24 protein-coding genes are annotated in these 22,663 nt (G+C 62.2%); 18 read left to right on the top strand and 6 right to left on the bottom strand.

Going from position 1 to position 22,663, the window contains the following annotated elements:
- Positions 1-14: 14 nt before the first annotated feature.
- Together WKV53_RS11805 and WKV53_RS11810 are read right to left on the bottom strand one after the other, a co-directional pair.
- On the bottom strand, positions 15-1,430 hold the full coding sequence (locus WKV53_RS11805) for a cryptochrome/photolyase family protein (RefSeq protein WP_341404795.1): 1,416 nt from the start codon (positions 1,428-1,430) through the stop codon (positions 15-17).
- 47 nt (positions 1,431-1,477) lie between these two features.
- Positions 1,478-1,765, bottom strand: coding sequence for a hypothetical protein (locus WKV53_RS11810; RefSeq protein ID WP_341404796.1), 288 nt, complete (start codon positions 1,763-1,765; stop codon positions 1,478-1,480).
- A gap of 254 nt (positions 1,766-2,019) precedes the next feature.
- On the opposite strand from WKV53_RS11810, the gene WKV53_RS11815 reads away from it, so the two are divergent.
- From WKV53_RS11815 to WKV53_RS11825, 3 genes are all read left to right on the top strand, one after another.
- On the top strand, positions 2,020-3,102 hold the full coding sequence (locus tag WKV53_RS11815; protein ID WP_341404797.1) for a DNA-directed RNA polymerase subunit alpha: 1,083 nt from the start codon (positions 2,020-2,022) through the stop codon (positions 3,100-3,102).
- Between the two features lie 21 nt (positions 3,103-3,123).
- The gene (gene rplQ, locus WKV53_RS11820; RefSeq protein ID WP_341404798.1) at positions 3,124-3,630 is read left to right on the top strand and encodes a 50S ribosomal protein L17; all 507 of its coding nucleotides are present in this window, start codon (positions 3,124-3,126) and stop codon (positions 3,628-3,630) included.
- Between the two features lie 131 nt (positions 3,631-3,761).
- Positions 3,762-4,256: a hypothetical protein gene (locus WKV53_RS11825; protein ID WP_341404799.1), complete on the top strand. Its 495-nt coding sequence runs from the start codon at positions 3,762-3,764 to the stop codon at positions 4,254-4,256.
- 93 nt (positions 4,257-4,349) lie between these two features.
- Here WKV53_RS11825 and WKV53_RS11830 read toward each other — a convergent pair whose 3' ends face one another.
- Positions 4,350-4,856, bottom strand: coding sequence for a DUF1801 domain-containing protein (locus tag WKV53_RS11830; RefSeq protein WP_341404800.1), 507 nt, complete (start codon positions 4,854-4,856; stop codon positions 4,350-4,352).
- A gap of 324 nt (positions 4,857-5,180) precedes the next feature.
- Between WKV53_RS11830 and WKV53_RS11835 the strand changes: the two genes are divergently transcribed.
- The 9 genes from WKV53_RS11835 to WKV53_RS11875 all read left to right on the top strand — a co-directional run bounded on the left by WKV53_RS11835 (position 5,181) and on the right by WKV53_RS11875 (position 9,429).
- Positions 5,181-5,441, top strand: a complete 261-nt coding sequence (locus WKV53_RS11835; protein ID WP_341404801.1) for a hypothetical protein — start codon at positions 5,181-5,183, stop codon at positions 5,439-5,441.
- 12 nt (positions 5,442-5,453) lie between these two features.
- On the top strand, positions 5,454-5,792 hold the full coding sequence (locus WKV53_RS11840) for an MmcQ/YjbR family DNA-binding protein (protein ID WP_341404802.1): 339 nt from the start codon (positions 5,454-5,456) through the stop codon (positions 5,790-5,792).
- Positions 5,793-5,812: 20 nt separating this feature from the next.
- Positions 5,813-6,064 carry a YdeI/OmpD-associated family protein gene (locus WKV53_RS11845; RefSeq protein ID WP_341404803.1) on the top strand — a complete coding sequence of 84 codons (252 nt, stop codon included), beginning with the start codon at positions 5,813-5,815 and terminating at the stop codon, positions 6,062-6,064.
- Between the two features lie 29 nt (positions 6,065-6,093).
- A complete protein-coding gene (locus tag WKV53_RS11850; protein ID WP_341404804.1) occupies positions 6,094-6,288 on the top strand; it encodes a KOW motif-containing protein in 195 nt (64 codons plus the stop codon).
- Positions 6,289-6,410: 122 nt separating this feature from the next.
- Complete coding sequence (locus tag WKV53_RS11855; RefSeq protein WP_341404805.1) at positions 6,411-7,187, top strand: C1 family peptidase; 777 nt, start codon at positions 6,411-6,413, stop codon at positions 7,185-7,187.
- A gap of 87 nt (positions 7,188-7,274) precedes the next feature.
- Positions 7,275-7,706 (top strand): DUF1330 domain-containing protein, encoded by a 432-nt coding sequence (locus tag WKV53_RS11860; protein WP_341404806.1) that lies wholly within the window; start codon positions 7,275-7,277, stop codon positions 7,704-7,706.
- Positions 7,707-8,063: 357 nt separating this feature from the next.
- Entirely contained in the window at positions 8,064-8,423 is a 360-nt protein-coding gene (locus tag WKV53_RS28620) for a nuclear transport factor 2 family protein (RefSeq protein ID WP_345789657.1), read from the top strand.
- A gap of 58 nt (positions 8,424-8,481) precedes the next feature.
- Positions 8,482-8,898 (top strand): hypothetical protein, encoded by a 417-nt coding sequence (locus WKV53_RS11870; protein WP_341404808.1) that lies wholly within the window; start codon positions 8,482-8,484, stop codon positions 8,896-8,898.
- Positions 8,899-8,985: 87 nt separating this feature from the next.
- The gene (locus WKV53_RS11875; protein ID WP_341404809.1) at positions 8,986-9,429 is read left to right on the top strand and encodes a hypothetical protein; all 444 of its coding nucleotides are present in this window, start codon (positions 8,986-8,988) and stop codon (positions 9,427-9,429) included.
- A gap of 8 nt (positions 9,430-9,437) precedes the next feature.
- Here the strand turns inward: WKV53_RS11875 and WKV53_RS11880 are convergent, their stop codons facing one another.
- Positions 9,438-9,827 (bottom strand): hypothetical protein, encoded by a 390-nt coding sequence (locus WKV53_RS11880; RefSeq protein WP_341404810.1) that lies wholly within the window; start codon positions 9,825-9,827, stop codon positions 9,438-9,440.
- 86 nt (positions 9,828-9,913) lie between these two features.
- On the opposite strand from WKV53_RS11880, the gene WKV53_RS11885 reads away from it, so the two are divergent.
- From WKV53_RS11885 to WKV53_RS11895, 3 genes are all read left to right on the top strand, one after another.
- Positions 9,914-10,621: an alpha/beta fold hydrolase gene (locus tag WKV53_RS11885; RefSeq protein WP_341404811.1), complete on the top strand. Its 708-nt coding sequence runs from the start codon at positions 9,914-9,916 to the stop codon at positions 10,619-10,621.
- A 17-nt stretch (positions 10,622-10,638) separates the two neighbouring features.
- A complete protein-coding gene (gene menB, locus WKV53_RS11890) occupies positions 10,639-11,454 on the top strand; it encodes a 1,4-dihydroxy-2-naphthoyl-CoA synthase (protein ID WP_341404812.1) in 816 nt (271 codons plus the stop codon).
- Between the two features lie 169 nt (positions 11,455-11,623).
- Positions 11,624-12,775, top strand: coding sequence for an autotransporter outer membrane beta-barrel domain-containing protein (locus WKV53_RS11895; RefSeq protein WP_341404813.1), 1,152 nt, complete (start codon positions 11,624-11,626; stop codon positions 12,773-12,775).
- 168 nt (positions 12,776-12,943) lie between these two features.
- On the opposite strand, the gene WKV53_RS11900 is transcribed toward WKV53_RS11895, so the two are convergent.
- Entirely contained in the window at positions 12,944-14,083 is a 1,140-nt protein-coding gene (locus WKV53_RS11900; protein WP_341404814.1) for an SGNH/GDSL hydrolase family protein, read from the bottom strand.
- Positions 14,084-14,298: 215 nt separating this feature from the next.
- Positions 14,299-19,407, bottom strand: coding sequence for a glycosyl hydrolase (locus WKV53_RS11905; protein WP_341404815.1), 5,109 nt, complete (start codon positions 19,405-19,407; stop codon positions 14,299-14,301).
- A gap of 297 nt (positions 19,408-19,704) precedes the next feature.
- On the opposite strand from WKV53_RS11905, the gene menA reads away from it, so the two are divergent.
- Genes menA through WKV53_RS11920 form a run of 3 tightly spaced genes read left to right on the top strand, consistent with a single transcriptional unit; the run spans position 19,705 to position 22,625 of the window.
- The gene (gene menA / locus WKV53_RS11910) at positions 19,705-20,580 is read left to right on the top strand and encodes a 1,4-dihydroxy-2-naphthoate octaprenyltransferase (RefSeq protein ID WP_341404816.1); all 876 of its coding nucleotides are present in this window, start codon (positions 19,705-19,707) and stop codon (positions 20,578-20,580) included.
- A 9-nt stretch (positions 20,581-20,589) separates the two neighbouring features.
- On the top strand, positions 20,590-21,552 hold the full coding sequence (locus WKV53_RS11915; protein ID WP_341404817.1) for an enolase C-terminal domain-like protein: 963 nt from the start codon (positions 20,590-20,592) through the stop codon (positions 21,550-21,552).
- The gene (locus WKV53_RS11920; RefSeq protein ID WP_341404818.1) at positions 21,534-22,625 is read left to right on the top strand and encodes an AMP-binding protein; all 1,092 of its coding nucleotides are present in this window, start codon (positions 21,534-21,536) and stop codon (positions 22,623-22,625) included. The genes WKV53_RS11915 and WKV53_RS11920 overlap by 19 nt, the downstream gene beginning before the upstream one ends.
- Positions 22,626-22,663 lie beyond the last annotated feature (38 nt).

Consider the following 22,663-nt stretch of genomic DNA (forward strand, 5'->3'; position numbering starts at 1 on the left):
GGGCAAGATACCCTTCACCGCCGCCGGTGCTTCTTGAAGATCGCGAGCGTGCGGTCGCGCTCGGCGGAGTGATCGACGCAGGGCACCGGGTAGCCCGGGGCGATGGGCTGGCCGTCCTTGGGTGGGGCTAACAGTTTTTCCGCGGGCACTTTTGCCAGCTCGGGGATCCAGCGTTTGGTGTAGATGCCGTCGGGATCGTAGCGCTTGGCCTGCGACCAGGGGTTTTGGATGCGGAAGTAGGGCGCGGCGTCGGCTCCGGTGCCGGCGCTCCATTGCCAGCCGCCGTTGTTCGAGGCGATCTCGCCGTCGATGAGGTGCTGCATGAAGTGCTGCTCGCCGAGCCGCCAATCGATGTGGAGGTCCTTGGTGAGGAACATTGCGGTGATCATGCGGACGCGATTGTGCATGAATCCAGTGGCGAGGAGTTCGCGCATGCCGGCGTCGACGATGGGGAAGCCGGTGCGGCCCTCCTTCCACGCCTCGAAGTTCTCGTCCGGCTCCGCCCACCAGAGGCCGCGCCAGTCGGGATTGAACTCCTCATGAAGCACGTTCGGGAAATGCCAGAGGAGGGCCATGTAGAATTCCCGCCAGGCGAGCTCCTTGATGAACTTCTCCATGCCGGATCGCGCCGAGGCGGATTTGGATTTCGCCATGGCCTTGGAGGTCTCGGCGTAGATGGTCCGAGGCGAGAGCAGGCCGAAGCGGAGATCCTGGGACAGGCGGGAGGTGCCGGGGACGGAGGGGATGTCGCGGGTCTCGCCGTAGGTGGCGAGCCGCTTGGAAATGGCGGTCTTCAGGCGCTGGTGCGCGGCGTGTTCGCCGGCTTCGACCAGATCCGCGTCGGGATTCTTCCAGCCCCAGTGGGAATTGCCGGGCAGGGGGAGCGAGGGGATCTTGGCGGGAGTGTGGAGCGCCTTCGGCTTGGGCAGGGGAGCCGGCTTTTCCAAGGAAAGCCAGTTTCTCGAATAGGGGGTGTAGACCCGGTAGGGCTTGCCCTCCTTCGTCAGGACTTCTTCCGGGCCGTGAAGGGTGACGTCGTGGTGGCCATGACAGGCGATTCCAAGCCGGGCGGCCATGGCCTCGACCCTCTTTTCCGCCTCCCGGCCGAAGGGATCGGGGTCGCGGTTGTAAAAAATGGCGTCCGCTCCGGTCTTCTTTACTAAATTTTCCAACTCCGCCTCGGCAGAACCGCTCCGGAAGATCAGCCGCCCGCCGATCGATTCCAAATCCTTCCCCAGCGATTCAAGGCAGCGGCACAGGAAAATCTGCCGTTTTTCCCCCGTCCACAGGTGGCGCTTCTTCCAATCGCTCAGGACGTAGACTGGGACCACAGCTCCGGCGGCGGCTGCCGCATGGTACAGAGCCGTATTGTCGGAGATCCGGAGATCGCGGCGGAACCAGTGGATCGCAAGGCGGTACGGGGGAGCCATCCGGGCTAACAAAGCCGGACCCTCCGTCTACGCAAGCGTCTGATGCGTTACGGCGTTCCCAGCAACTTCTCCGCCTTCTTGACGGTGACGTTGCTAAGGCGGCCGTTCACCTTTTTAGAACCGTCCAGGAGCCCTTTCAGCTGCTCCAGGGTATCCTCGGCTGCATCCAGTGCTTTTCGGCCACCACCGTAGTGTTTGTCCGAAAAATACTTCGTGAAGGTAACACCTCCGCGGCTCAGGCAAAGCCGCCAGCCTTGGAATGCGGTGTTCTCGTAGGTGAATCGAGTCAGGTTACGCTTCGATTTCATTGCGGGGGCTGTTTCGAGAGCATTCATGTGAAAGCATTCCACCGATTTGCCCTCATGGCCACTCCATTTTTGTTTGAGAAATGTTAGAGACCGTGAAAAACGCCCTAACTACGCGGTTTTACGGGGTTTCCGCGTATTAAAAAAATTCGTTGCCAATGGCGGGGGCTTCTCCTTAAGTCCCCGCCCGCGCGAGCCCCGACAAGCCGCCGTAGGTCCTCCAGCCACGCCGCAACCGCGACGTGACCCGCTCGCGGGAGGGTAACCCGGCCACCAAATACGACATGTCAGCCACCAAACTTGCTCGTTTCGAGCTCCCGAACCGCCTCGTCAAGCACGAGGACACCGCCACTGAGACGTTTGCCCAGTTCACCGCCGAGCCTTTCGAGCGCGGCTACGGGCACACCCTTGGCAACTCGCTCCGCCGCGTGCTGCTCGGCTCCCTCGAAGGCGCCGCCATCACTTCCGTCCGCATCGCCGGCGTGCAGCATGAATTCTCCAGCCTCCCGGGCGTGGTGGAAGATGTCACCGACATCATCCTGAACCTGAAGAAGGTCAAATTCGCCCACAACGACAAGGAGCCCCGCATCCTCACCATCAAGGTGGAGAAGGAAGGCGTGGTCACCGCCGGTGACATCCAGGGCGACAACCTCTACGACGTGGTTAATAAAGACCAGGTCATCTGCACCCTCGACAAGAAGGTGAAGTTCGACTGCGAGTTCGAAGTCCGCGTCGGCCGTGGTTTCTCCACCGGCGACGAGAACAAGCGCAAGGACCAGCCGATCGGCGTCATCGCCATCGACTCGATCTTCTCCCCGGTCACCCGCGTGAAGTACGCGGTCGACACCACCCGCGTCGGCCAGATGACCGACTACGACAAGCTGGTGCTCGATATCTGGACCGACGGCCGCATCACCCCGCAGGATGCGCTGCTCCAAGCTTCCGCAATTCTTCGCCACCACCTCGACGTGTTCGTCAACTATGACGAGAACGCCGTGGACTTCGAAGAAGCGCCGACCGAATCCAACGAAGAGAACGCCGCTCTCAAGAAGCTTCTCAACATGAGCGTCAACGAGATCGAGCTTTCGGTCCGTGCCGCCAACTGCCTCAACAACGCGAACATCACGTCCGTCGGCCAGCTGGCCATGAAGTCGGAAGCGGAGATGCTCAAGTACCGCAACTTCGGCAAGAAGTCGCTTAACGAGATCAAGGACAAGCTTTCCGAACTCGGCCTCGGCCTCGGAATGTCCCTCGATCCGTCCCTCCTCTCCGGCCCGGTGCCGGCCGTTCGCGGCCCGCGTCTCGGTGTCGAGGAAGAAGCCCCAGTGGGCCTTGCCGACCTGATCGCCCAGAACCTCGACGACTAATTAAGAAAGGGACCGCACCCGATGAGACATCGCCGCAATACCACCAAGCTCAAGCGCACCGCCGCCCACCGGCGCTCGCTGCTTGCAAACCTCGCCTGCAGCCTGATTGAGCACGGCCGCATCCGCACCACGCTCGCCAAGGCCAAGGCCCTGCGCCCGGTCGCTGAGAAGATGATCGGCCTCGGCAAGCGTGGAGATCTCCACGCCATCCGCCAGGCTGTCGCATTCCTCCGCCAGAAGGACACCGTGAAGAAGCTCTTCAATGAAGTGGCTCCTCTCTCGAAGGACCGTCAGGGCGGCTACTGCCGTATCACCAAGCTCGGCGCCCGCATGACCGACTCCGCTCCGATGGCCGTCATCGAGTGGGTGGATCAGCCGATCGTGGAAGAAGCCGCTGAGGCTCCCGCCGCCGTCGCCGCTGAACCGGCTCCGGTCGTGGAAGAGGCTCCTGCTGCTGAAGAGGCCGCTGCCAAGCCTGCGAAGAAGAAGGCCACCAAAAAGGCCAAGGCCGAAGCCGACGCCGAGTAATCGGCTGGGATTCGACCCGATCGAGATTCTGAAGACACCCGCCGGGAAACCGGCGGGTGTTTTTTCGTTGGGCGGGTTTCTAGGGGAGCATGGAAGGTGCGCGACCGATTCGATGGGGATGTCTGGTCCTCGTGATTGCCTTGCTGGCAGGAGCTGGAGGCTTCCTGGTGTGGTTCAACCACGAGGCGGTCCTAACAGTGTCTGGAAAGGAGTATCCGCCGCGGGAGACGGAGGCGTGGCTCCGGCAACAGCTTGAGTCGCACTTCCATTGGGCCGGGCTGCCTGGGAACGGTCTCGAGAAGGTGTGGATCGAGGGATTTCAAGACCACACCAGCCTGTATCGCATCCGGCTTTCCCCGGAGCAATTCGCCGATCTCCAGCGGGCGGTCCTGGCCAGCAAGGCAGAGGGCGTGAAGCTGGATGATGGGGATGATTTGAAGCTGTGCCCACGAGGATTTGGAACGTCGTCCCCACAAGGGCCGAAGGGACTGAAGATTCCCGAGTGGTGGGACGTTACGTCGCTTCGTTCGGTGGAGGGTCTTCTTTGGAAGTCGACCCGGGAAGGATACTGGTTCGGATATGACCGGGAGAGCGGCGTCCTTTACCTTTTGGGCTACGATACATGATCGGCCGCTGGCGATTGAGGAGATCTCGTGATGGCCTTGCCGCCGTCAGCGAGAAGTGATTGGTGCCATTTGGCTCGGCGGCCGACTTCGGACCTAGCGCTTCTTGCCTCCGAGACCGGGCACGGAGGTGACTTGTTTCATCCACTCCGCGATCTGGCGCTCGTCTAGGTCGTCCAAGGTTTGAAGCTCCACGCCGCGCGTGGCCTTGCCCATCGCCACCGGTGTCACCGGCGGCACTGGCTTGAGAGCCTCGCCGTTGATGAACATGAGTTTGACGTGACTGGCGAAGCCGCCGCAGGAGAAGCACCAGCCATCGCCGACGCCATAGTAGGCCATGCCCCACTTCACGGAACGCTCCAGATTCGGCAGCGTCTTGGCCGCTAGGGCATCGATGCTTTCGGCGATGCCGCGCTGTGGCTGCGGCAGGCTGGCGATGTAGGCGAAGACCGGTTTGTCACCGGCTGCCGCCTTCGCGGAGCTTGCCTTGCCGGTGGTCATGGACTCCGGCAGCGCCGTCGCGGCTTGGCCTTGTGTCGCCGTGCGCCTGGCCGCTTTCCGGACTGCGGGCTTGGGGGTCTCGTCTATCTTGCGAGCGGGCATGGTGGTATCCTGTAGGCCTCGACGGCTTTCGCCGTTCTCCTTGTTCGATAGCATGAAGCCATAGTCGCAGCTGCTGACGGGCGTCAAGCTCGTGGGCCGGCCGGAGTCAGGATCGGCGGCGGTGGCGATGCGGTATGAGCCGAGGGGGCTTGGTTGAATTCAGGGGCCGGTCTCCGAGGTGGGTGCTCGCCGATAGCGAAGTGATCCCGCTGAGTTCTTGCTGCCGCTTGAGAGAGGTGATTGATAGAGGCCGTTGCCTTGGAGACTTGGCGGGATCGGGACTTCGATTCCATTTGTCCACACAGCCCCTAACAAACGACCATCATGAGGTATTGCTCCAAACCTTTGTCGCGCGAATACGGTGTGCGCGTCGGTGCGCGTGCGATTGGAGCGAGTGCTACGGGAGCCTATGCCATTGGAACGGCGGTGCTCGGGGCGGTGGCGGTGGGGGCTTTGGCGATCGGGGCGGTTGCCATTGGCCGTTTGGTGATCGGGCGGGCTCGGATCCGGCGGCTGGAGATTGATGAGCTGGTGGTCCGGCGGCTCCGCATCGTGGAGCAATTGTTGACGCCGCCTGACCCCTGAATCTCGATTCTCATGACCCTCCAAGAAGCCCGTAAGTTCGCGCTGTCGCTTCCGGAAGCGACGGAGGAGCCGCACTTTGATTTCACCTCGTTCCGGGTCGGCGGGAAGATTTTCGCCTCGGCTCCGCCGGAGAGCGAATACCTCCATGTCTTCGTCCCGGAGGAGTTCCGCGAGGCGGCGCTTGCCCGAGGGTCGGACTTTCTTGAGGAGCTTCATTGGGGCAAGCGCGTCGTCGGTCTGCGGGTGATCCTGCCGGCGGCGAAAGCGGTGGAAGTCCATGCGCTGCTGGAACAGGCGTGGAGCCACAAGGCACCCAAGCGGCTGCGCGCCTTGAGGGAGGCGAAGGAATAGTCTATCCAACCTCTCAAAGCATGAGCACGCAAGAGCTTGGGGACGGCACGGTCCATTCACTGCCGGCAGATTTCCGGAAGGCCATCGAGGCGAATGCCAAAGCCAAAAGCTTGTGGTGCGATATCACGCCGCTGGCACGAAACGAGTGGATTTGCTGGGTGACGTCGCCCAAGCAGGAAGCCACCCGGGAGCGGCGGATCAAGGTGGGCATCGACAAGATGCAGGGCGGCATGCGCAGGCCGTGCTGCTGGCCGGGTTGTCCCCACCGCTGAAGTGCGATCGCCACCAACTTGAACTCACCATGAATCCAAAAGACAATCCACCGGCGAACCTGAAGGATGGTGCCCATTGCCGGGTTGTAGCCGGCACGCATGCCGGGAAGTCCGGGATCGTGGCAGACATCAAGACCAGCAAGTCGGGATTCGTTACGATCACGGTCGTCCAAGAGGATGGGGAAAGGTTCAAGACCTTGGCCAAGAACACCGTCATTTCCTGACGATGTCGGATGCTGGGAACCCTGCGAGGAATTCACCTTGAGCCGGGATCGCGACAGGACACGCCGGAGAGATTCGCACGATCAAGAATGAAACCCGCCGCATCGTCCGGACGTATGGCGGAATGATGTTGCCGCGCTACTCATGGATTCGCTTCGTCGTCCTTTCCGCACTGATCGGGTGGATTTCCGGGGCAAGGGCGGCGGAACTTCCTGCGGAAGCGGATTTACGGCCGCAGATGAAGGCATGGGATCTGGGGCCGCGATCTCAGGGCGGGCGGCCGACTTGCTCGGTCTTCACCTTTACGGGCGGACTGGAATTCGCCTTGGGGAAGGCGCGGAAGAAGGGAGCGCGGTTGAGCGTGGATTACGTGAACTGGGCGGCGAATCAGGAGCGGGAGAAGGCGCGGGACGGTGGATTTTTCTCGGACATGTGGAAGGGCTTCGCGCGGCACGGGGTGTGTGCGGAGGACGAGATGCCGTATGGGAGGAAGTTCGATGCGGAGCGGAAGCCGGATGAGAAGGCGGCGGCTTTTGCCAAAGAGACGATGGCGCTGGGGCTTTCCGAGCATTGGCTCAAGGCGTGGAATCCGAAGACGGGATTGAGCGAAGAGGAGCTCGCATCGATCAAGGGGACGCTGAATGCGGGTTGGCCGGTATGTGGCGGGTTTCGTTGGCCGAATCATGCGGCTTGGAAAGACGGGGTGCTCCAGGTGTGCGGGGCGGACGAGGTGTTCGATGGGCACAGCGTGCTGTTAGTCGGCTACCGTGATGATGCGGCGCAGCCGGGCGGCGGGGTTTTCCTGATCCGGGATTCTGGAAGTGGTGAGGACCGCGCGATGCCTTATGGCTATGCGAAGGCGTTCATGAACGATGCGCTATGGATCCGTTCGGGGAAGTGATCGTTTGGTTTCAATTTTGGCGATGACTTGAAGGCGGGTTTCACCGGGGTTGATCCACGTGGGAATTGTGTGCCTGCGAAACCGACCATGCTTACCAAAGCCTACCTAGAGCCGACCCAGGAGTCGGGCCGCGCGTTTTTCTCCCGCCAGATTTCTGGAAGTGTCGTGATGCTGAATCTGCTGCGCTTTCGCGCGATTGCGGATTACTCGGCTGCACCGGATCTCGCGCCGGCCTCGCCGATCACGGGAGAAGAAGCCTACCGCCTCTACATGGAGCACACGCTGCCGCATCTGGAGAAGTCCGGTGGTGAGATTGTCTTCTTCGGCCGTGGCGGTGAGTTCCTGATCGGGCCGAGTGAGGAACGATGGGATGCGGTGATGCTGGTGCGCCAATCCAGCATGGCTTCCTTTCTGGAGTTCGCCTCGAACGAGGCCTATCTCGCGGGGATGGGGCATCGCGTCGCGGCTTTGGAAGACTCGCGCTTGCTGCCGATCATCGAGGAGGAGACTCGTCCCTGAGGAAGCCCGCTTCTCCATGCAGCCGCGGTTTGGCACGTTTGACAGAATAAGATGACTCCAGGAGAAATCGCACAGGAAGAACTTCGGAAGAAGTATGGCACGCTCTTCGATGAAGTCAGCGCGTTGCTTTTCCGGCACGATCCGATCGGGATCAATTTCGAGTCGAATGGCGACGAGTATGATCCTGAGGCGCGGACCATTCTACCGCGACTTCCCGAGTGCAAATCCGAGGCGGATGTCCTCGCGGTGGTGCATGACGAGTTCCGCCGATGGTTTGGTGAGGCGGGGCCGATAAGGAATTACGCAAAAATTGCTGGTGAGATCTGGGTGCTTTGGCGTGAAAAGGCGATCCATCCCATGCCTGATTCCCTCTTGCCTGAAAAGGAACTGCTCCTCGCCGCTTATGTGGCTTTCAATGCGCGTGACATTGATGCCGCGCTTGCCCTCATGACTTCCGACGTGGCCTGGCCGCGAGCGTTCAAGGGCGGGTTTGTCCGTGGTCCGGAGGAAGTCCGTGCTTATTGGACCGAGCAGTGGAGCGAGATCGATCCGCATGTGGAGCCGGTCGCTTTTCATCCGCAGGATGACGGGAGCATCCTGGTGGAGGTGCAGCAGGTGGTTCGCGATTTGAACGGCAGCGTGCTGGCTGATGAGCGGGTGAGGCATCGGTTCACCTTGGAGGGTGGCCTGATCCAGCGGATGGAGGTTGATGGCTGAAATTTGAATTTCTGATGAGCGGGAGTTTGCTCGGGCTGGTAGAATTGAAGAACAAGCCATGAAAACCCAACGCATCGCGCTCGCGCTCACAGCTATCAACTTAGTCCTGCTCGTCTTCATTCTGATCCGTCTGCGTCCTGCGGCGGCAGGGCAGGGCGTGGTGCCTGTGTTGCGAGCGCGCTCTTTGGAGATCGTCGATGAGCAGGGGAGAGTGCGTTCGCAGATCCTCGTGACCACGCCAACGACGATGCCCGATGGGAAGAGCTATCCGGAAGGAGCGTTGTTCCGGTTGATCGATCCGAATGGACGGCCGGTCGTGAAAATCGGCGGGTCGGTGGATGGCTCGGCAATCAGTCTCGGCGGAGATTCCGAGCGCAGGGAGTGGAGCGGCATTCAACTTCTCGCCGAAGGCTCGGGCAGCACGGTGAAGCTGACGAACAAGGACGGACGCCAGGAGGTGGTTACGCCGAAGTAGGCGGGTCTTCTCGCCTTCTGAAAGAAGGTTGCGACGGAAGCGGAAGCCAGCGGCTTTGAAGTAGCGATGCTGGTTTTGCGGAGGAGAGTGAAGAAGCGTTGGATCGTCGTTGGGATCGCCCTGCTGGGAGCCGTCGGGTTGCTCTATCTATTCTCTCCGAAGCGCGATCTGGAAGTGGCGTTGGGCGTGAAGCGACTGCCCGGCTCGCTGAAACACGAACGGGTCAGGGTCGACAATTGGACCGACTACCTAGTGGATTCCTACTTCGAGATCGATCCTGCGGATATGCGGTGCTTGCTAGCGGTCCGCCCCTATGAGGAAGTTGTGACGCCTTCGATCCTTAAAACGAAGATTCGAGCGGCCCCTTCATCCAAGCCGGCGGGTTTCTATTTTTTTCCCGAGGTTCCTCGCTTCGAGACAAAGCACCGCTGGGAGTGGGAGCCAACTCCGGGAGTAGCTGATTCCCCTCGTTGTGAAATTTCGGTCAGCGAGGATTTCTCCAAGGCTTACATCCAATATTCCGGAGGCTGAACGATGGCTCACTGCCCCTGATAGGGAAGCGGTGCGTCCTTTGGGAGCGGAGGGCTGTCCGGGGGAAGTGGTGGCAAGGTATCGCCGGTCTGGGTGGGTGAGGTTGCCGGCTGGTCGAGGTGCTGGCGCTGTTGCTGGGTTGCGTCGGAGTGGCGGTTGATCTCGGCGGCGCGCTTGGCCTTGTCCTCATCGGCCTCCTTCTTGGCCTTCTCTTCCTTTTCCTTCTTCTCCTTGGCCTTTTCCTCGTCGCTTTTGCTGAAGGCTTTCTTCGTGCTTTTGTAGCCGGCCTTGCCGACGTCGGCAGCGGCCCCCACGACGCGGAAGGGGAGCTTGATCAGCCCGCAGGATGGCAGCAGGCCGGTGGCGAGCAGGCAGGAAAGGAGCAGGCGGCGGTTCATGGCGGCGAGCCTAGCGGGCGAAATCGCGGCGGCGAGCGGATTGAAAGTCTTCCGCCGGGTGCGGGCTTCGCGTTAGAACGGCGGGCGTGAAGGGAACGCTATGGTGCCTGCACGGGGCGGTCGGCCAGGCGGCGGACTGGCAGGGGTTCGCCGTGCCGGGCTGGGCCGTGAAGCGGGTGGACTTGTGGCGTTTCCTCGCCTGTTGCCCGATGACGATGCCGGAGTTCGGGCGGGCGCTGAATGAGGAGGCGCGGGCGGTGGAGGGGAAGCAGGTGCTCATTGGCTACTCGATGGGGGCGCGGCTGGGCTTGCATGCGCTGTTGAATGGCGGGCCTTGGGATGCGGCAGTGTTGGTCGCGCCAAATCCGGGGCTGGAGTCGGAGGTGGAACGTGCTGCGCGACGGGAAGGCGATGCGGAGTGGGCTAGTCGGGCGTTGTCCGGGGAGTGGGCGGATTTTCTGGAGGCGTGGAATGCGCAGCCGGTGCTGGCGGCCTCGGATCGGAGGCAGGGACTGTCCGCGCATTTCCGGCGGGAGGTGGCGCGGAGCTTTATCGATTGGTCGCTGGGGGCGCAGGAGCCGCTGTGGGGGAGGCTCGGAGAGATCGGCTGTCCGGTGCTGTGGTGCACGGGGGAGCGGGATGGGAAATTCACGGCGCTGGGCGAGCGGGCGGTGCGGTCTTTGAAAGACGGCGAGCTGTGGGTGGCGCCGGGCGCGGGGCACCGGGTGCCGTGGGATGCGCCGGCGGCGTTCCAGCAGCGGGTCGGGGAATTTCTTGAGCGGGTGGGTTCCTGAGCCAAGACTCCGCCGCCATGTGGAGCCCCGTTTGCGAATTCCAGGACATCCGTTACGAGACGACCGACGAAGGTCAGATCGCCAAGATCACGATCAATCGCCCGGAGGTGCGGAACGCCTTCCGCCCGCAGACGGTCAATGAGCTGCTGCAGGCCTTCGAGATGGCGCATCAGGACCCGCAGGTGGGTGTCATCATTCTCACGGGCGAGGGGCCGGATGCCTTTTGCTCCGGCGGCGACCAGAAGGTCCGCGGCCATGCCGGCTATGTCGGCGACGATGGGGTGCCGCGCCTCAACGTGCTGGATCTCCAGAAGAAGATCCGCGGCTTGCCGAAGCCGGTGGTGGCGATGGTGGCGGGTTATGCGATCGGCGGCGGCCACGTCTTGCACGTGGTCTGCGATCTGACGATCGCCGCGGACAATGCCCGCTTCGGCCAGACCGGTCCGAAGGTGGGCTCGTTCGATGGCGGCCTCGGCTCCAGTTACCTCGCCCGCATCGTCGGCCAGAAGAAGGCCCGCGAGATCTGGTACCTGTGCCGCCAGTATGATGCACAGCAGGCGCTGGACATGGGCCTGGTGAATACCGTGGTGCCGCTCGCCGATCTGGAAAAGGAAACGCTCCAGTGGTGCCGGGAGATGCTCCAGCACTCGCCGCTGGCGCTGCGCTGCCTGAAGTCCGCGCTGAATGCCGACTGCGATGGCCAGATGGGCCTGCTGGATTTGGCCGGAAATGCCACGCTGCTCTATTACATGAGCGAGGAGGCGAAGGAGGGCAAACAGGCCTTCGTCGAGAAGCGGAAGCCGGACTTTTCGAAGTTCCCGCGGGTCCCGTGAGGAAGTGGTCCGAGTTTCCGGAGTTTCAGAATTGATTGATCTCCGCCCGCTCCGGTCATCGCCGCGCGGGCGGTTTTGCGCGGGTAGGTGTCAAAGGTCAGGCTTGCCGTGACGTTTGAAGCTGCTAGAAAGCGGATGGTCGGGAAAGCCCGATCCCATTCGCACAACCATGAAACACAACGACTCCTCCAAATTCCTGTGCAGTGTCTTGCTGGCACTCGCCGCGGCCACGCCGTTGGCACATGCGGGCAAGGGACCACCAGAGCCCGACTTCGACACCGGGCTCCTCCTCGCTTCCGGTATCGGAAATGCGGCGCTGACCACCGCACGGACCACCACCCGCGATGTGGGTGACCGCCTGTTCGCGATGCGCGCGGGCATTCGCCCGATGGAAGAGACAGTGCAATCCGAAGCCGCTGCCGCCGATCCCAAGGGTGGCATGGCCAAGAGCCCGATCACCCGGACTGTCAGCAGCCTGCGCTGCTGGGAAGTCTATGGCTCGCTCTACTACTACAACGAGGAGCAGGCCGCCCAACTGGGCTTCATCCCCGGAATCGTGGGCGGTCCGAATGGCGGATTGCTGCCGGTGCACCCAAGCACTGACGTCGACATCTTCGGCGGCAACATCGGCATCGAGCGTCACTTCACCGAAAACTGGAGCGCTGGCCTCGCCCTCGGCTATGCGAATACCGATGCGGACATGGCCTTCGCCGGTACCAGCGACATCGATACCTTTTCGATCACTCCCTACGTCTCCTTCTACAAGGCGGATGCCTTTGGCTCTGCCGACTACTGGGCGGACCTGATGTATTCGCATGGTTTCAACGATTTCGACATCCATCGCCTGACCGGCGGTGGCTTCACCAGTGCTTCGCCGGAAGCTGACACCGACGAGGTCGAATTCACCACCGGTATCAACCTGGGTTCCGCCAAGTTGGTTCATGGCCCGTACGCCGGCCTGCGCTGGATCACTGGCACGATCGACTCCTACAACGAAATCGGTGCCGGCGGTGGCTTCTTCCCGGAGCAGGACATCGACTCGCTGGTCAGCACGCTCGGCTACCAGCTCTCCTTCCCGATCGCCCTGAGCCACGGCACGCTGGTGCCGCAGGTGCGCGGTGCGTGGGAGCATGAGTTCGAGGATGGCAACACCATCTTCGGCATTCCGCTGGGCCAGCCTGCCGAGGATGTGGCAGTGCTCGGTGCTGGCCTCGGCTTCTATTGCCAGAGCGGCTGGAACGCGGTGCTCGACTACGAAGCCCGCCTCAGCAGCGATATCGAGGGACACTACGTCTCGCTGAAAATCGGCAAGGAATTCTGATTTCCTTGCGTTGTTCGGATTGCTTTTGCCCGTCCCGGTGACTGCCGGGGCGGGCATGTTTTTGATGGGAGTGCGCTCGGTTGGGGGGAGATTTGGGAGCGCGAAGCGCGTCTAACAGATTCAAAACTCAAGGACTGGCACCTTTGAAGGAGGAAAGACAGCGGATCATTACTTGAGAAGCTTCTTGAGTCGAGGAAGGGCGGCCTCGTAGATCGACCGGTGACCCGCCGCGGTAGGATGCTGGCCATCCGCCGTATCGAACTCGATGGAACCAAGATCCAGGAGTTGGGTTTTCGCATCCTTGTTAGATCCGAGGTAGCTTTCCACAGCCGCGGTAACTTCCGCACGGGCCCTGCCGGAAATGGGGATCATCACGATGATGCGGGTCTCCGGCACGCAGCGCTCACGCAACTTCACGAGAGCGGCGATGACGGTCTCCGGCTCGGGTGCTCGGTTTTCCCCGAGGTTGATGAGCACCACCTTGGGACAAGGCTCCAGCTTTCCCCCGGTCAAGCGGGATGAAGTGCTGGTGATTTGATCCACGAGATCGGCCACCTGAGGGTTGTTTCCGCCACCTCCAGACCAGGCATAGCCGCCGAAGGCCAAGCGTGATTCGCGATAGCCGAGCTGCTTGGCCAGCAGGTAGCCATAGCTCGCCCGTGCGTCATCGGAGGCGGCCCATTGGTCATCGGGGGGGCGACCTTGCTTCGACTCATAGGCCGCCGCATCTCCCGAGAGAATGGAGTCACCCAGATTCAGCCATAGCGGCGCGGCGGGCGGGGCCTTGATCGTGCACTTCGGAGCCACGGTGAAGCCGGTCAGCGTGACCGCATTGGCAGGCACATCTCCATGGAAGCGGTCTTCAAATGGGGAGAGACCCTTGATGTAGAAGTCGATGACCGGGTTCGCCACCGCGTCTGACAGGATGACGCTGGATTCCCCTGCGGCAAGCTGGTGGCTCTGGAGAGGACCGTTGTTCACCGTCCATGCCAGGATGGGAAAGCGGGATGGTGAAGGATACTTCAGGCGTGAGGTATCCACGTTGAGAACCACCCGCTTGGTGTCCACGAAGGCGAACTTGAAGGAAGCCCCGCAGACCGGCGAATGCATGGCTCCCCCGCTGCGGATCCAATTGAGTGGCGAGAATCCCGCGATAAGCCCCTCATCTGTCATAGGAACGAGCTTGCCCTCGTGGGACACCGCTGGAGCCTCCTTGCCGGGCGAGGCGGGAGGTTCCTGTGGATCGGCAAAGCTGACGCCGCTGAGTGAGAGGACAAGCAAGGAGTGGCAAATCAAGCGGCGTGGCATGGCTGATTGGAGTCAGGATTGCACGGGAATACGATCCAATCCTGCGAACGCTTGCCCGGCTTGATCAAGGCAATGGTGAAATGCCGTCAAACGACGTCCAGGTCGGAATTTGCGTCTCCTGCCTTTTCAGCTGAGCATGAGCGGTGAAAACAAGCTTCCCGACAGTCCTCTCGTCGCCGTGGTGCGAAGTGCTCAAATCCCGGGGAGGGGGTAACCTATTCGGTGACCTCGATGCTGATGAAGAGAGGCTGGGATACCGGAGCAGGCCATTCCACGGTCGTTTCATAGAGGCCGGTGCCGGGGTTGAATGACTCGCCTGCCATGGGGACTGGCGACCAGTCGATGAGGTTGGACGAACGCCTTACCTGGTAATGCAGGTCCGCGCCTGCTTTCGGATAGGCGACGGTGACCATTCCGGTGGAAGTATTCCTGGTCACCAGCGGATAGCGCGCTTGGGTTCCGGACTTGGGAGGCGTGCCGAAGGCGAACTCAAGGAAGTTCACCACACCGTCCTTGTCGTAGTCATCCTGTGCTCCGCTGTTGGCGGGTTGGCCGGGACCGAAGTTTTCCTGCTGGTAAGCGGCATAGCCGGAAGCGACCGGGAAGATCTGCACCGGGGTGAAGGTGGCGTTGATGAGCGAAAACTGGGGAGCGGCGGTGCCCTTCTTGGTCACGACCTCGAAGCGGAGGAGGTTGTCCCCCGCGTTGAGCGTGATATTGCCAAAGTCAAAGCCGGCGGGGGTGATGCCGAGGGTTTCATCCAGGAGTTTGTTCGGCACATCCGTGCCATTGAGGACCAGCTTGACGATACCGCGGCCGGGATTCTGCCGGTAGGTGACCATCAGGTTATAAATTCCTGCCTGCTCGGCGGCGATCCTGAGGGTCACGAAATCACCCACGGCGTCGAAGGCCCAGATCCGCGCGCCGGAGACGGTGCTGGTGGCTTCACCCGAACTGGCGACTTGGGTGAATTTGCTCCAGTCCAAGGTGGTGGGCCAACTGGCCAGCACGGTATCCGCCTGGCGGGTGATGAAGGTGAAGGTCTCCGCGGTGCTCAAGGTCTGGCCGTAGACGTCGGCCACGCTGCCGGGGATCGTCAGGGTGTAGGAACCTCCGGGCTGCAAGTCGGAGCCGATATTGAAGACGGCCTTGCGGGGAGTGCTGGCGGATGAGTTGTAGGTGAGGGCTGGATTGCCCGCGCCAGCCAAGGTGACCGCGCCGAGCGTGGCCGGATTCACGCGGCTGTTGAAGGTGACTTCGATGGTATCGAGTCCGGGGTCCACGCCGGTGGCAGCGGTGGCCGGAGTGGTGCCGGTGATGTCGAAGCCGAAGGGGCCCTGGATGGTGAAAGAGAATTGCCGTGCGGTGCCCACCGTGGAGGTATTGGTCGCATTGGCAACGGTGGCCGGTACGTGGATGGTGTAGGTGGCACCGAGCGTCCAATTTCCCACGATGCGATACTCCGCGATCTGCGGCGAGGGGCTGGCGAGATACTGGAGGGTGAGGCCACCGGGACCGGAGATGGTGACTTCCGTATCGAGCGTGGCCGGGTTGAAAGGTTCGCTGAAGATCACGGCGATCTTGTCCTGATTGACGGAAACATTGGTGGCGTTGTTTTCCGGCACGGTGCCGATGGGCGCGAAGTCCTCGGTGGCTTCCAAGAGGCCCTTTTGCAGGGTGGTGGTTTTCGGATAGGCCAGGACCTGTCCGATCACGGCTCCACCTTCGAAGACGTCGACCAGCCGATAGGAAGCGGACATGTTCTGGACCATGTAATTCCGCTCGCCGCCGGCGGTCTTGAAGACGGCACTGGTGCCGATGCCAAGATGCTGGTCGGTCTGGATCGTGCCCAGGCCTTGCAGCGAGGTGAGGTAGTTGTAGAAGAACATGTTCGACTCGGTATCGGTCGCGAAGGACAGGTTGCGGCGGCGGTATTCCGCGATGACCTTGAGGGCGAATTCCGGCTCGGCGAAACCGTCGTAGCAGAGCGCGATGAGCGGCCAGGAATTGCCGCCGATGTCCTGCATGGACTTGAGCAAGCCGGTGATGCTCGCGGCACTGTCACGCGAGGAATAGTCGGCAGGATCCCAACTGTAGGCCGCCTTGTAACGGGCCCAGTCGGGGCCGGGTCCACCACCGGCCGTGTGCATGCCGGCGATCCATTGCACGAGGGAGTAGTTGGGAAGATCTGCGGAGTTCGCGGGTGGGACGAGATGAGGGTTGTCGGCGATGAGAGCGTCCGGTGTCCAGATGGCGGCGGGGAAAGTGACCTGCGCGCCGAAGGTGTCGGTGGCGGGGAAAGTGACCAGCCACTGGCCGTTCCGGTAGAGCGGGTTGTTGGCGGTTTGCCGGGCGTAGGCGGGATTGAGTTCATAGACCGTCTGGATGGCCCACTTGATGCCATAGGTCGGCCAGCCTTCATTGATGGCGACGACGCGCTGGTCCGGATCATCGGCGGTGGGAGCGCTGTACCATTTGTTCCGGCTGTTCTGCATCGAGGTCCGCAAGGGATTGAGCGAGCCGATGGCATAGTGATCGCCGCGATACTTGAAGAGCGTGTTGAACTGGCCGCGGATGAAGTCTGGATCGCGGGCGAGGAACATCATGTGCGGCGCATTGGGGAGCCACTGGATGCCGTAGGTGTGAGCGGGTTCGCCGGAGAAGTAGTTGGCGAAGGAGTTCCCGTTGTCGCTCATGATGCCGTTGGTGAAGATCCACGCGGGATGGTCGGGATATTCGGAGGCGTATTTGCCGTAGCGGAACGAGTCCGGCCAGTTGCCATAGCGGAGGTTGCCGACGGCCGGTTGGCCGTTGCGGTCGAGCGGTTTGGCGGAGAAGGGGCTGCCGTGGTAGTCGCAGTAGTATTCGTAAACGGCGCGGGTCTCGATGGCGTAGCCGAAGGCGGCGGTGGCCTGGATATCGGCGGCGCGGGGATCGTTTCCGCGCAACACCTCGCCTAACAAAAACATGCCGGCCCATGCCTGGATGGACTCGGAGGAAGATTCCTGGTTATTGCCACCGCTGCCGCCCGCATAGGAGTGGCCGACCATGGGCTCGAAGGTGCGCATCCAGGGATACTGCATCTGGTTCTGGGCGTTCCGCATCGTGGTCGGGTGCTCCCAGTTCGCGTAGGCACGAGCGAGCTCCACGGCGATGTCCTTGAACTGATCGCGGAATGCCTCGTCCTCCTGCGCGAGGAGCGCGTAGGCGAGCGTGTAGTAGCCGTAGTGGAAATGGACGTCGGTGAAGCCGGCGAGATTGAAATCCGGCACGAAGTTATGGCCGATGATGTGACCCCAGCGATCGTTGTGGGCGAAGTAGTGGTTCTGCTCGGTGCCGTCGTAAGTGAACCAGTCGGTGAGCGAGGCTTTCAGCTCGGCCTTCAGGTTTTCATAAACGTCGGTGAGGCCAAGTTCCTTGGCCATGTGCATGGCGCGGCCATGCTTCACGAGGTTCTTGGCGCCGAAATAGGTGTCATCGCAGACGCCGTTGTTGGTGCGGTCGTAGTCGCGGAGGAGGGTCTCCATGTAGGCGGGATCGAAGCCGTCCGGGAGGTTCCGCACGGTGGGCGTGGCGAAATTCCCGAGGATGCCATTGAAGCCGTAGTTGATGGTGAAGCCGGTGGAGGCGACCGCTTCGCCGCAGCGCAAGAGGCCACGCGGGGTGGCGTATTCCAGACCTGCCACGAAGCCGAGGTTTGCCCCGGTGTCCCGGTAGTGCGGTGGCAGCCAGCCCTGGAGAACCTTGTTAGCGCCGGGTTTCAGCGAGGTGATCTGATAGCTCCAGTTCGATTGCACGGCACCGCCGGTGGGACGGGCCGGATCGTAGGCGTAGGTGACGGTGGTTTTTTCCGGACGGGCGTAGGCATAGGTGTCCAGGGTAGCGAGCTGGTTGGCAGCAAGCATGGCGCTGACCACGAGGTAATCGGAACCCGCCGTGTCCGGAAGGAAGGCGGTGAGCCTGCGGGTGGTGGAGTCGTAGGCAAAGGAGGTGCCGGCCGGGGCGTGCAGGCCGTAAAAGCGGCCGGAAACCTCAACGGACAATTTCTCATGGATGCCCAGATCCCCGCTGGAAAGCGTGGTCCCGGCCGCATTCCGGATGACGGGGGCGACATCGAAGCTGACGCGGGGGTTCGCATTGGCCAGCTGCACCCAGGCGAAGGGCATGTTGCGGGCGAGCGAGACATCCATGGTCATGTTCGGATTGATGGAGTCGGTCTTGCGGACCTTTACCATCCAGTCCGACCAATCACGGACGAGGGCGCCGCCGGAGATGAGGCGGGAGCCGGGGCGGGTAACGGGAGAGAGCGGTTCATTGCTCAACAACATCTGGTCGACCACGATCCAAGCGCCGGTGGAATTATCCACCACGCGGATCCGCAGGCTCTGCCCGGTGCGGCCGGTGAGGTCGAAGCGCTGCCAGATCAGCGTGGTGGTGTTCGACGTGGGAGTGGTGCCACGCATCTGGCTATCCAGGACCGTGCCGGCGCTGTCGATCAGCTCGACGCGGAGCTCGGCGGTGTTTGCCTGGCCGCCGATCTGATAGTGAAGGTAGCCACGATCCACCGTGAAGGCGGGGCTGGTGACCATGCCACGGGGCGTGTTGCTATTGTCCGGGTTGATGTTCTTCGTGATCAGGAAGCGCTCGCCGGAAAAACCCGTGGGATCGAGCCCCGGGGTTTCCGCGACGTTCTTCACGGGATTGGTAATGAGGACCACGCCGGTGGCACCGGGGATGGTCGAGATCGTCCAACCAGCGGGGAGGCTGGGGCCATTGCCCTCGAAGTCCGAACCGGGGAGTGGATAGTCGGGCAGGCCGGAAGTATTCGGTTTCTCCAAGGCCTCGACGCGGAGGACGCCTCCCGTGGCGAAGCCGGTGGCAGGAGTGCCGGGTGAAGTGCTTCCGGGACCGAGGATGTGTTGAAGCTCGATGCCGGCGGCGATGAATTTGGAAGTGATGGGATACTGCCAGAGGGTGCCGCCATCGCCGCTCATGAGGACGCTGGTCCACCAGTCGGTGGTGGGTAGGGGGCGGATGGGATTGCCAGCGGGATTGAGATTGTCCGGAGTGACGTAGATCGGCCGGGTGAATGCCTCGCGGGTGCGGCTCTCGTTGATGTCGTCGGTATCGTCCGCGGGGTTTTCGATCTGCTCGTGGGGCGGGGAGTAAGCGGCCACGGTGGCATTGCCGCCGATATTGACGATGGGAGGTGGAGCCGTGTAGCCGGGCGCGGGGTCGGTTTCACCATTCTGTGCCCGGGCAGGAGGCAGAGCAGCGGCACATGCGAGAGCCAGGGCCCATGAACGAAATATCCGGGTTTTCATGCGTCAGGAGCGTGAAGGATCGGTGGGATGAAGGCGGACCACCAATGCGAAGGGTTTTGAAGTGGAACGGGGATCGAGTTGGAATAAGTCCGACACGGTATGTAATTTTATGCAACGAAAAACCGTGAAGATGAAGCGTCCCAGGCTTTTAAGGCTTTGATTGCACGTCTGTTACCTGTGGAAGATTTACGCGCTTTGAGCCACTGAAGTGCCGCAGTTGCAGACCGACGCTACATTGGTGATGCCGGGGCGGGCTTTTTGTTTGCGTGGGGGAGCGGTGCCGGGCTTGTTCCGGGCGTGATCGCGCCGCTGCTGCTCGCCACCCGCCCGAAGACCCTGCCCGCCGCGATCGTGCCGGTGTGGGTGGGCTGCGTGCTGGCGTGGAAGCTGACGGGAAAGTTCAGCCTGCCGCTGGCGCTTGCGACGGTGGGCGGGGCGGTTTTCATCCAGATCGCCACGAACCTTTTCAACGATGCGATCGATGCGGCGAAGGGCGCGGATACCGAGCGCCGGCTGGGGCCACAGCGGGTGACGGCGAGCGGCTTGCTTTCGCGAACCGCGGTGATGTCGGCGGCGGCGGTGTTCCTGGGGCTGGCGATCGCTTGTGGCGTGGTGCTTTACCAAGCGGCGGGCTGGCCGATCCTGGCGATCGGGATTCCCTCTCTCTATCTGGCGTATGGCTATACCGGCGGGCCGTTCCCGCTGGCGTATCGTGGGATGGGGGAGCTGTTCGTGATCCTTTTCTTCGGCCTCGTGGCGGTGTGCGGCACGGTTTTCGTCCAGACGTTGGAGTGGCGGAAGGAGGCGCTGCTGCTGGGCGCGCAGGTCGGCCTGCTCTCGGCGGCGTTGATTTCCATCAACAACCTGCGCGATCGCGAGGAAGACAGTACGACCGGCAAGCGGACCTTTGCGGTGAGATTCGGCTCAAAGCCGGCGCGCGTGATCATCTGGATGGAGATCAAGCTGGCGGCCTTTCTCGGGCTGGTGTGGCTCGTCTTCGGGCTCCCGTGGCAGGTGCTCGCATCCATCCCGATGCTGAGCCTCGGCATGCGCTTGAGCTGGGGCGCGCTGACGATGCCGGAAGACCGCGGCATGAACCGCCTGCTGGCGATGGCGGCGGGGCAGCTGGTGGCCTTCGCAGTGCTATTCCATTTCCTGGCGGTGAAGCTCTAATCTCATCTCATGTCCACTCTGCTCTGGTACTGGCACTATCGGCTGAAAAGCCGCCGCGGGCTCAATGCCCGGTCCACTCGTGGTGACATCGAGGGCGTGCTTTTGAAGGATGCGGAGGGTGGGCACGCTTGCCTCCAGCCGTGGCCGGAGCTCGGTGATCCATCATTGCAGAAATGCCTCAGTGATTTGGCCGGAGCACGGCGCTGGCCGCTCGTGCGAAGGGCCCTGCGCTGCCTGGAAATGGATGGTGCGGCGCGTTCGATACCGGATGCCTTATTCGAGGATCTGGAGGTTCCGCTGAGCCATGCGACTCTGGCGACCCGCGATGCCGCGATGGTGGATCAGGCGGTGATGGCCGGGTTTACCACGATCAAGCTGAAGTGCGGCAGGGACTTCCCGGACGAACGGAAGTTCATAGCGGTGGCGTCTTCCAAATACCCTGAATTGAAGTGGCGGCTCGATTTCAACGAGACCGGCGATGACGGTGAACTCGCGGAATGGCTGATGTCGTTGTCGGTGGAAGAAAGGAGTCGCATCGATTTCATTGAAGACCCGTGTCCGTTCTCAGACACGAAGTGGCGCGAGCTTTTCCTGAAGACGCGTGTGCCGCTGGCGGTGGATCGCGAGGCGGCGCCGCATCGTTCGGAGGCGCAGTATACCGTGATCAAGCCGGCGATTGATGAGCCTTGGCTGTTGGCGGAAGCGGCGCAGGAATCCGGCCAGCGGGTGGTGGTGACGAGCTACATGGATCATCCGCTGGGGCAGTCTTTCGCGGCGTGGGAAGCGGGGCGGTTGGCGCTGCAGTTCCCGGGCTTGGTGGGGCTGTGTGGCTTGCAGACGCACCATCTTTTCGAGCCGGACGCCTTTACGGAGGCGCTTGGGCCGTGGAAGCCGGAGTTTCGTGCGGCGCCGGGGAATGGCCTGGGTTTCGATGACTTGCTCGCGAAGTTGCCATGGAAGCGTCTCTCCTGACCGGTGCGGGGTTTTGGGAAAGCGACGCCCCGGTGATGATGGGCGGCGGTCCTGATGCGGACGTGCCGGGGCTGGTGTTCTTTCGCACGTCTGGCAGCACGGGGACACCGAAGTGGATCGGGCTGAGCCGGCGGTCGCTGCTGGTTTCGGCGGCGGCGGTGAATCGTCATCTGGATGTTTCGGCTTCGAGTTGTTGGGCGCTGGCGTTGCCGGTCGATCATGTTGGCGGCTTCGGGGTGGCGGCGCGGGTGTTCGAGTCCGGCTGCCGTTTGGTGGAGTTTGGGCGGAAGTGGAATGCTGCGGAGTTCGCGGCGTGGCTAGCGAGTTCCGGTGGGACTCATCTTTCGCTGGTGCCGACGCAGGTCCATGACCTGGTGGCTGCCGGGCTGCGTGCACCGGAGAGCCTGCGGGCGATCGTTGTCGGTGGTGGTGCCCTCGCGGAGGCCACGGGTCGGGCGGCGCGGGATCTTGGCTGGCCGGTGCTGGCGAGCTACGGGATGACTGAAACTTGTTCGCAGGTGGCAACGCAGGGACTTGAACTACTGGATTCGTCGTACCATTCCCTGCCCATTGCGTTGCTCCCGTGCTGGGAGGCGTGCGTGGATGATGATGGGCGGATCCTGCTGAAAGGTGAGGCCTTGTTCAGTGGCATGCTGGTTTCCGGCGAAGATGGCTGGAAGTACGAGGAACGTCGTAGCGAATGGCACGTGACTTCCGACTCGGGAAGGATCGAGGGACGGGATGTTTTCCTCACTGGCCGGGCTGATACGCATGTGAAAATCCTGGGCGAATTGGTCGATCCGGTGGCGGTGGAGACGGAGTTGCTGGCGCTTTCGTCACGCAGGGATTTCGCGGTCGTCGCGGTGGCCGATGAGAGGGCTGGGAATCGGCTGGTTTTGGTTCATGAAGGCGATGCTGAAGGGCTTTCGGAAGCCGTTGATGCTTATCATCTCGCTTGCCCCGGGTTCCGGCGCATTTCGGGTTGTCTGGCGGTGGGGCGGATCGCCCGCAGCCCGCTGGGAAAAACCCTGCGGAAAGAGCTGTCACAGATCGTCGAGAATCGAGCGATTTGAAGATTGCCAAGAGCTCGACGGCGGCGAATAGTTCAGGA

The sequence above is a fragment of the Luteolibacter sp. Y139 genome (assembly GCF_038066715.1).
GTDB classification, from domain to species: Bacteria; Verrucomicrobiota; Verrucomicrobiia; order Verrucomicrobiales; family Akkermansiaceae; genus Haloferula; species Haloferula soli.